Origin of the sequence: Nostoc sp. CHAB 5836 (assembly GCF_020829445.1) — a bacterium.
GTDB lineage: Bacteria > Cyanobacteriota > Cyanobacteriia > Cyanobacteriales > Nostocaceae > Nostoc.
In genome coordinates this window covers 38274-45521 of the sequence record NZ_JAIVFV010000042.1, presented here as the reverse complement: position 1 = coordinate 45521, position 7248 = coordinate 38274, and the positions used below count along the sequence as shown (strand labels likewise).

At 43.8% G+C, this 7248-nt stretch carries 5 protein-coding genes and 1 pseudogene; 5 read left to right on the top strand and 1 reads right to left on the bottom strand.

Annotated elements, in window-relative coordinates; genetic code table 11:
• The 4 genes and pseudogenes from LC605_RS11145 to LC605_RS11130 all read left to right on the top strand — a co-directional run.
• A pseudogene (locus tag LC605_RS11145) lies at window positions 1–1914 on the top strand (DUF2157 domain-containing protein); the annotation flags it as partial.
• 348 nt (window positions 1915–2262) lie between these two features.
• Complete coding sequence (locus LC605_RS11140; protein ID WP_229547612.1) at window positions 2263–2493, top strand: type II toxin-antitoxin system Phd/YefM family antitoxin; 231 nt, start codon at window positions 2263–2265, stop codon at window positions 2491–2493.
• The gene (locus LC605_RS11135) at window positions 2490–2876 is read left to right on the top strand and encodes a type II toxin-antitoxin system VapC family toxin (RefSeq protein WP_229547611.1); all 387 of its coding nucleotides are present in this window, start codon (window positions 2490–2492) and stop codon (window positions 2874–2876) included. The genes LC605_RS11140 and LC605_RS11135 overlap by 4 nt, the downstream gene beginning before the upstream one ends.
• Before the next feature lie 238 nt (window positions 2877–3114).
• Window positions 3115–4179, top strand: coding sequence for a CHAT domain-containing protein (locus LC605_RS11130; RefSeq protein ID WP_229547610.1), 1065 nt, complete (start codon window positions 3115–3117; stop codon window positions 4177–4179).
• Window positions 4180–4340: 161 nt separating this feature from the next.
• On the opposite strand, the gene LC605_RS11125 is transcribed toward LC605_RS11130, so the two are convergent.
• Window positions 4341–5288 (bottom strand): NAD-dependent epimerase/dehydratase family protein, encoded by a 948-nt coding sequence (locus tag LC605_RS11125; RefSeq protein WP_229547609.1) that lies wholly within the window; start codon window positions 5286–5288, stop codon window positions 4341–4343.
• A 594-nt stretch (window positions 5289–5882) separates the two neighbouring features.
• On the opposite strand from LC605_RS11125, the gene purD reads away from it, so the two are divergent.
• The gene (gene purD, locus LC605_RS11120) at window positions 5883–7184 is read left to right on the top strand and encodes a phosphoribosylamine--glycine ligase (protein ID WP_229547608.1); all 1302 of its coding nucleotides are present in this window, start codon (window positions 5883–5885) and stop codon (window positions 7182–7184) included.
• Window positions 7185–7248 lie beyond the last annotated feature (64 nt).

Here is a 7248-nt window from a genome sequence, read left to right as displayed (position 1 = left end):
GCAAATACGCACTATTTGCGAAACCAAATATCTGCGGTAATTACAGAAGGATTTATTCTGAGTTTCATTGGGACACTGCTATGGACAGGTGTACCTGGTTTACCTCGCCTCACGGTAGCAGGTTGGTTTGTCGCCGGAGCGATCGCAACTTTAAGTTTATGGTTAATAAGAACAGCACTAACGCGACGTGGTAACGAATTAGAGGTTATCTATGCAGTTGCAAGTGATCAATGGGCGATCGCCTTGTGTGGTTTTGAGTTGTTTGGTTTGACGCTGCACTCAGTGCTGATTTACTCAGGGTTCATTACTTCAGGATTTTTGTACTTAATTGCCACTGCGATCGCCTTGGCAGCCATTGTTTATCGCAGTTGGCAAGAACCGACAAATTGGGCATTTTATGGTGTAGGTTGGTGTTTGGAATTGTTGACTACCCAGGTGTTAGGCTTGGGGGAGGGTTCAACTGTTAGAATTGCGATCGTGGAGCGTGGCTTGCCAATCGCCAATATCGCTTTAGGTTTAATCGCTCAACTTGTCGGCGAGTGGTGGCGACGACGACATCAATTAGAAAGGCTTCCTAGCAGTTTTCACATTTTGCCCTTAATTTATGGTGCATTCAGTGTATTGCTGCGGGTGAACAGCTTCACCGAGTGGACTGGTTTGTATTCCTTGGGTGTAGCTTTAATTATCATTGGCGTGGGGCGACGCCGCGAGAACTTTAAACCCTTGCTGTATTTAGGAATCATTGGCGTATCCATTTCTGCTTATGAACTTTTGTTCTATCAAATGTTACAAGCTTCAGGAGGAGGATTAGGTGATGGATTAATTGCCATGTCTGCCCTTGGTGCCACTATCATGTATGCTTACCGCATCCTGTCACCAAGGCTTGTCAGCTACTTACGCCTGACTCCCCAAGAACTTAAAGGAATTGCCCATCTTCACTGGGCTTGGAGTAGCTGCTTATTAATGGCTGCTATTCCTCTTCCCATTGGAGTTAACCGTTTGGTGGGATTAGGAACGGGGGTATTTTTGATTCGTTATGCCATCTTTCAGGGACGAAATTCGCGCACTTCCCCCAGCATCTTGGGAGGAATCACCATCGCCGAGATGTGGGTTTACCTGGGCTTATTAGAAGTAGCTGGGATGAGGATTTATTGGCGCGAGACAGCAGTAGGGCGATTTTGGGCTGGGCCATTAGTTCCTTGGAATGGTGCGATCGCTTGTGTGCTAGCCTATTTTCTATATATTCTACCTTGGGAAAGTTGGGGTTGGTCTAAAAGACCTTGGCAGCAAGCCGCCTACATCATACCACTGATCATTTTATGGGAAACCAGACTGCAAACTTACCCAATTACCTTGGGACTCGCAGCTGGATTTTACATCTTTTTAGCAAAGGTGGGTGAAAACATTCGTTTTACCTATATTAGTGTGGCGTTAATTGATTGGGCGCTTTACCGTTGGTTTGATTCCTTACGCCTGACTGATGCTTTATGGTATGTAACGCCAATTGGATTATCACTGCTTTATATTGCTCAAGTAGATACCCAACTGAAACTACCAGAGTACAAAGTCCCTCGTCATATTCTGCGAGTGCTAGGTAGTGGTTTCATTTGTGGATGGGCAATTTTATTTGATCAAAATACAGCCTGGATACCTGGAATTTTCAGCCTCATCGCCATTTTTGCGGGATTAGCTTTACGAGTGCGGGCTTTTCTCTACATTGGTACAGCCACTTTTTTAATCACTACAATCTACCAATCGGTAATTTTCAGTTTGCAGTACTCCTTTTTAAAATGGGTTGTTGGCTTGCTAGTTGGCATTTTACTGATTTACATCGCCGCCAACTTTGAAACCCGTCGCGCTCAAATCACTTCCTTAATTCGTAGCGCCATTGATGAATTTCAATCATGGGAATAGGTCTAAGTATTAAGCTAAGGAGTAAAATCGATCATATTATGGTGGTTGCTCATTACCCACCACCAAATTTTAAAAAACTTTTTCCCTTTCCCCCAGTACCAAGTATTGAGTCCATGCGAACGGCGTTCTTCTCTTAACAATTTACAACACCAACTTTTATGTATGGCGGGGGACTCCGACGCTCGTACCTCGCTTGCCGCCGGCGCTATCGCCGCGACCAGTTGAACTAATTAGGCAAGCGATCGCCTAAATTCAAGATGCCTGTAAAATTAAGCAAGAGCGATGGCTTTACCAAAGCTTTCTCTACGAGACGCTCCGCGAACGGCTAACGCATAGAAGCACAAAACAATGACACGGATTCCATTAACAGAAGCTCAACTTCGTTTACCCGAACTGATTGCAAGTCTGCAACCCGGTGAAGAAATGGAGATTTTTTCCGGCGATCGCACTGTTGCCAGACTGATTGGTGAACTCCAACCACCTCGGAAGCCTCGCCAGCCAGGTAGTGCAGTCGGAACCCTAATCATTTTATCCGAAGACGAAACCCACTTGGAAGACTTTCACGACTATATGCCATGAAGTTTCTGCTCGATACTCAGGCATTTCTCTGGTTTGTACTCAATGATCGCGCCCTTAGTCAAGTCGCCTGTGATTTGATTGTCGATCCCCTCAATGACATTTTGCTCAGTCCTGCTTCCTATTGGGAAATTTCTATCAAAGTTAGTATTGGTAAGTATCAAATTCCTGGAAATTTTGAAACGTGGATAGAACATCAAATCCAAGTTAACGAATTGGAAATATTACCGATTAAAGTTGCTCATGCAGCCGCGATTGTGACTCTGCCATTCCATCATAAAGATCCTTTTGATCGGCTTTTGGTTGCCCAAGCACTCACAGAAAAGATTCCGATCATTAGCGTGGATGCAGTGCTAGACAATTATGCAGTCACTCGTTATTGGTAAGTACGATAACCTGTCAGGACTTACGCACTCAAAACCTGAAAGCTCGATCCCCCTAACCCCCCAATTGGGGGGGATCTGAAAAGCCCCCAATTTATCGGGGGTTGGGGAATCTCCTATGTACCAGGGCTAGTGCGAACACGTACCTCTTGATTTTTCGTTAGTCCACGTAGGTGGACTTAGTTGATGTAGTAGCGAATTATATTCGCCCATTACTTTTCAAACGACCTCTTAGTAAACGATGCAAACAATCTTAATTTTGACAGCAAATCCTAAAGACACTTCATCACTACGTTTATATCAGGAGGTGCGAGATATTGCAGAAGGATTAAAGCGGGCAAAAAACCGCGATCGGTTTGTTCTAGAATCAAAGTTTGCAGTGCGACCGAGGGACATCCAGCGGGCTATGCTGGATATTAATCCTTCTATTGTTCATTTTTCTGGGCATGGAACAGGAAATGAGGGTTTAGTATTTGAAGATGAAACAGGTTCGCCAAAGCTAGTCGATGGAGAAGCTTTAGCGGGACTATTTGAACTATTTTCAAAGCAAGTTGAGTGTGTTGTTCTTAACGGCTGTTATTCGGAAGTGCAAGCAGAGGCGATCGCACAACACATTAACTATGTAATTGGCATGAAAGAGGCGATCGGTGATAAAGCAGCAATTGAATTTGCTGTGGGCTTTTACGATGCTTTAGGAGCAGGAGAATCTATTGAGCGTGCCCACAATTTAGGTTGCGTTGCAATTCGGTTGGCAGGTATTCTAGAGCAATCCACCCCGGTTCTCAAGAAGAAGCCAAATATTGACCCTGAGCCGTCGAAAAACGAACACCCCCAAGACAATCAAATTTATACCATAGTAACTGCTGGTGAGCTGGATTCAAATTGGCGTCTTAGTATGGAGGAAAATTCTGCTGCTTTGGGTACTCGCGCCATTACAAAATGGACTCAGAGAGTAGATATAAATAGTGAATTTAAACTGATTTACAGGGCAACTAATGATGCTTACGAGATTCGTCCGAGAGTTGAAATTAATGGTGATGCCTGTCTCACGACTTATCCTGACGGTGTTCTTAAACTTGATAAGTGCGATTACACATTGTACCAACAATTTGCGATTGCCTGCAAACAAAAAGATACCGCTGGTAATCTTTCAGGATGTTATATCGTTAATAAACAGACCAACATACCGATTGGTACACTATGGGATAATCCAGATAAATCAAAGAACCCACCAAATAAAGAATTAGAATCTTTTACCTCTGATAATGCTCGTTGGTGGGTGTTTGTAGTTCAGAATAACTGCTAAGTTGCTGCGTATTTAATTTGTATATTGAAAGCGGGGAAGATACCCGCACCACAATAATTTTGCTTTTTGGTGTTATACAATTTAGCAGGGTAAGACAGCTGTCCTACCCTGCTAATGTACAAATAGTTCCTAAAAAGAAATTAGGAGAATCGGAATACTTTTTAATACAAAGACTTAATCCATTGCCATTCCTTCGTCAAACCCTCTGTGAGGGAGACTTGGGGCTGATATCCGAGAATTTTCTGTGCTTTAGATACATCAGCAGCTGTGTGGCGGGCGTCTCCCATCGCTTTTTCTATGTGGTTTCTTTTGATTGGTTTCCCCACGATTTCTTCAATCGTGTCCAAGACTTCTGCTAAAACTACCCTGCTACCACCGCCAATATTAAAAATTTCTCCCACTGCTTGGGGTGCGATCGCGGCGGCTAAATTAGCGGCGATAATATCACTAACAAAGGTAAACTCTCGCGTTTGCTGTCCATCACCGTAAATCGGAATCGCCTCATCTTGCAAAATCGATTTAAAGAACTTATGAAATGCCATATCTGGGCGCTGCTTGGGGCCATAAACTGTGAAATAACGCAACGTCACAGAGGGCACACCAAAGTTTTTGTGATACAGTTCACACAAAAACTCCGATGCTAGCTTTGTAATGCCGTAAGGAGAAACTGGTTGAGGACAAATTCCCTCGTGAGTAGGTAATGTTTCCGCATCACCATATACACTTGATGAAGAAGCAAACACTAACCTTTTCAAGTTTTTAGCATCCTTAGCTGCTTCTAGTAAAACTTGTGTAGCATTAATATTTCGTTCTGTATAACCTCGAAAAGCTTTACCCCAACTCGCTCTAACACCTGCTTGTGCCGCTTGATGGTAAACTACATCAACATCTTCTAGGAGTTTCTGCCAATCTAAAAATTGCATATCTCCTTCGATTAATGTAAAGCCAGGTGACTGATGTAAGTGTGCAACATTTTTGAACTTTAACATCGGATCGTAGTAATCATTGAATTCATCAATCCCAATTACTTCTTCTCCTTGTTGTAGCAATGTTTCTGCAAGATGAGAACCAATAAAGCCAGCGGCTCCAGTAACAATAATTTTAGCCATGTCGCCTATTTTGTGATATTTTCATTAATCTCGATATTCACAGGTTAATACTTATAACCAATAATCGTCATTACCTGAAGATGATTTTTTTTGACTCAATTATTGAAATGCTTAAAAACCCATCATAAATACTTAAATGTTCTATTTATTTGAGAATAATATCAGTATATTTATTTAAATATTGCTACTGAGTAAAGTTATAATTATATGAATTTTCTAATAGCCTATCTATCAAGTAAATATTAAGTAGGGTGTGTTACGGCTGCGTAGGACTTTGAGGGTTTGAGAAAGTCTAATTTAGCCGCAGGGCACCATATTTCCAGGTGCGGTACACGAGAGCGATAACGCACCCGACAATTTAAGGTTTACTTTATAAATGGTCTCTAAGATTTACTTTATAAATACCCTCTTACGCAAAATAATGAAAAAACGAACTGCATTCGCGCAGCGTCTCCCCCTGGGAGAAGGACACAAAAGACACAAAATAATAAGAGTTTCAGAGAGTTGTTGCGTAAGTCCTAAATTGATGAAAAGATTGATCCGCGAGAGCCGAATCGGCGATTCTCGTTTCCCAAGGAACGCACGAGGAAATCAGTGAAAGTTTTAGTTGTAGGTAATGGGGGGCGCGAACACGCTCTGGCATGGAAACTGTTGCAATCTAAGCGAATTGAGCAAGTTATCTGTGTACCAGGGAATGGGGGCACAGCAAGTATGGAACGTTGCCAGAACCTGCCCCTAACAGTAGATGATTTTGAGGGTATGAGCCGATATGCTCTAGAACATGGCATAACTCTGGTAATAGTTGGGCCAGAAGTCCCCTTGGCGAAGGGAATCACAGATTACCTCCAAGACAAAGGACTGATGGTATTTGGCCCAGTCAGAGCCGGAGCGCAAATTGAGGCAAGTAAAGCTTGGGCAAAAGCTCTGATGCAAGAAGCCGGGATTCCGACGGCACGGGCTGCGGTATTTACGGAGGCAGCAGCAGCGAAATCTTATGTCAGAGCTACGGGAGCGCCAATAGTCGTTAAAGCTGATGGCTTGGCGGCTGGCAAGGGTGTAACGGTGGCTGAAACGGTTGAACAAGCAGAGAGTGCCGTTGATGCGATTTTTCAGGGACAATTTGGCAGTGCTGGCGAATTAGTCGTCATTGAAGAATGTTTGATTGGGCAAGAGGTATCAGTTTTAGCCTTAACCGATGGGTTAACAATTAGACCCTTGCTGCCAGCTCAAGACCATAAACGGATTGGTGACGGCGATACGGGGGAAAATACTGGCGGGATGGGAGCCTATGCCCCAGCACCCATCGCTACACCAGAGTTGATGGCACGCATTCAAACAGAAGTATTAGAAAGAGCGATCGCCACCTTACGAGCTAAAGGCATTGATTACCGAGGTGTGCTGTATGCTGGGTTAATGATTGCACCCGATGGCGACTTGAAGGTTTTGGAATTTAACTGTCGTTTTGGCGATCCAGAAACCCAAGTGATTTTGCCATTGTTAGAAACACCCCTAGAAGAGTTGCTTCTAGCCTGTGTACAGCAGCGATTAAGTGAATTGCCGCCCATTGCTTGGAAAGAGGGAGCATCTGCCACTGTCGTTGCAGCTTCTGGTGGTTATCCAGGAGAATATAAGCAAGGCCAGGTCATTACTGGCATTGGTGAGGCAGAGGCAACAGGAGTAACTGTATTTCATGCAGGTACGAAGTTGAACCAGCAACAAGAAGTAGTGACAGATGGGGGGCGAGTATTAAATGTGACTGGAATCGGAGAAAATTTTGAGCAGGCGATCGCCCAAGCCTACGCAGGAATCAAATATATCCAGTTTGAGGGCATATATTACCGGAGAGACATTGGGCATAGAGTGGTCAGCATGAAGCAGGGGGAGGAAACCCGATAAGCGTTAAAACTTCCCACTGGCTAGCTACGGTCAACAGACACCACCACATTTTCAATGGAATCAG